This is a genomic window from Streptomyces sp. NPDC054932, assembly GCF_053610205.1.
Genome location: NZ_JBSGXU010000340.1, coordinates 1,932 through 4,436, shown reverse-complemented (window position 1 = coordinate 4,436; position 2,505 = coordinate 1,932). Strand labels below are relative to the sequence as shown.

Below are 2,505 nucleotides of genomic sequence, written 5' to 3'. Positions count from 1 at the left end.
TTCAGAACTAACACAGTGGACGCGAGCAACTGAGGACAAGCCCTCGGCCTATTAGTACCAGTCAGCTTCACCCGTTACCGGGCTTCCACATCTGGCCTATCAACCCAGTCGTCTACTGGGAGCCTTACCCTCTCAAGGAGGTGGGAATACTCATCTTGAAGCAGGCTTCCCGCTTAGATGCTTTCAGCGGTTATCCCTCCCGAACGTAGCCAACCAGCCGTGCCCTTGGCAGGACAACTGGCACACCAGAGGTTCGTCCGTCCCGGTCCTCTCGTACTAGGGACAGCCCTTCTCAATATTCCTACGCGCACAGCGGATAGGGACCGAACTGTCTCACGACGTTCTAAACCCAGCTCGCGTACCGCTTTAATGGGCGAACAGCCCAACCCTTGGGACCGACTCCAGCCCCAGGATGCGACGAGCCGACATCGAGGTGCCAAACCATCCCGTCGATATGGACTCTTGGGGAAGATCAGCCTGTTATCCCCGGGGTACCTTTTATCCGTTGAGCGACGGCGCTTCCACAAGCCACCGCCGGATCACTAGTCCCGACTTTCGTCCCTGCTCGACCCGTCGGTCTCACAGTCAAGCTCCCTTGTGCACTTACACTCAACACCTGATTGCCAACCAGGCTGAGGGAACCTTTGGGCGCCTCCGTTACCCTTTGGGAGGCAACCGCCCCAGTTAAACTACCCATCAGACACTGTCCCTGATCCGGATCACGGACCGAGGTTAGACATCCAGCACGACCAGAGTGGTATTTCAACGGCGACTCCACAACCACTGGCGTGGCTGCTTCAAAGTCTCCCACCTATCCTACACAAGCCGAACCGAACACCAATATCAAACTGTAGTAAAGGTCCCGGGGTCTTTCCGTCCTGCTGCGCGAAACGAGCATCTTTACTCGTAGTGCAATTTCACCGGGCCTATGGTTGAGACAGTCGAGAAGTCGTTACGCCATTCGTGCAGGTCGGAACTTACCCGACAAGGAATTTCGCTACCTTAGGATGGTTATAGTTACCACCGCCGTTTACTGGCGCTTAAGTTCTCAGCTTCGCAACCCCGAAAGGTCACTAACCGGTCCCCTTAACGTTCCAGCACCGGGCAGGCGTCAGTCCGTATACATCGCCTTACGGCTTCGCACGGACCTGTGTTTTTAGTAAACAGTCGCTTCTCGCTGGTCTCTGCGGCCACCCCCAGCTCAAGCAGCAAGTGCTATCACCAGTGATGGCCCCCCTTCTCCCGAAGTTACGGGGGCATTTTGCCGAGTTCCTTAACCATAGTTCACCCGAACGCCTCGGTATTCTCTACCTGACCACCTGAGTCGGTTTAGGGTACGGGCCGCCATGAAACTCGCTAGAGGCTTTTCTCGACAGCATAGGATCATCCACTTCACCACAATCGGCTCGGCATCAGGTCTCAGCCTTAATGAGGGACGGATTTGCCTACCCCTCGGCCTACACCCTTACCCCGGGACTACCACCGCCCGGGCTGGACTACCTTCCTGCGTCACCCCATCGCTTACCTACTACAAGTCTGGTTCGTCGGCTCCACCACTTTCCTTTCCCCGAAGGGTCCGGAACGGCTTCACGGACTTAGCATCGCCTGATTCGATATTGGGCGTTTCAAAGCGGGTACCGGAATATCAACCGGTTGTCCATCGACTACGCCTGTCGGCCTCGCCTTAGGTCCCGACTTACCCTGGGCAGATCAGCTTGACCCAGGAACCCTTAGTCAATCGGCGCACACGTTTCTCACGTGTGTATCGCTACTCATGCCTGCATTCTCACTCGTGAACCGTCCACAACTAGCTTCCGCTGCTGCTTCACCCGGCACACGACGCTCCCCTACCCATCACAGCGGGCGTTGGCCCTATTGCTGCAATGACACGACTTCGGCGGTACGCTTGAGCCCCGCTACATTGTCGGCGCGGAATCACTTGACCAGTGAGCTATTACGCACTCTTTCAAGGGTGGCTGCTTCTAAGCCAACCTCCTGGTTGTCTCTGCGACTCCACATCCTTTCCCACTTAGCGTACGCTTAGGGGCCTTAGTCGATGCTCTGGGCTGTTTCCCTCTCGACCATGGAGCTTATCCCCCACAGTCTCACTGCCGTGCTCTCACTTACCGGCATTCGGAGTTTGGCTAAGGTCAGTAACCCGGTAGGGCCCATCGCCTATCCAGTGCTCTACCTCCGGCAAGAAACACACGACGCTGCACCTAAATGCATTTCGGGGAGAACCAGCTATCACGGAGTTTGATTGGCCTTTCACCCCTAACCACAGGTCATCCCCCAGGTTTTCAACCCTGGTGGGTTCGGTCCTCCACGAAGTCTTACCTCCGCTTCAACCTGCCCATGGCTAGATCACTCCGCTTCGGGTCTAGAGCGTGCAACTCAATCGCCCTGTTCGGACTCGCTTTCGCTACGGCTTCCCCACACGGGTTAACCTCGCTACACACCGCTAACTCGCAGGCTCATTCTTCAAAAGGCACGCAGTCACGACTG

At 56.4% G+C, this 2,505-nt stretch carries 1 rRNA gene (cut by a window edge); it reads right to left on the bottom strand.

Annotated elements, in window-relative coordinates:
• Nucleotides 1-31: 31 nt before the first annotated feature.
• Nucleotides 32-2,505, bottom strand: a 23S ribosomal RNA gene (locus ACWGE1_RS40325); it runs 150 nt beyond the window's last position.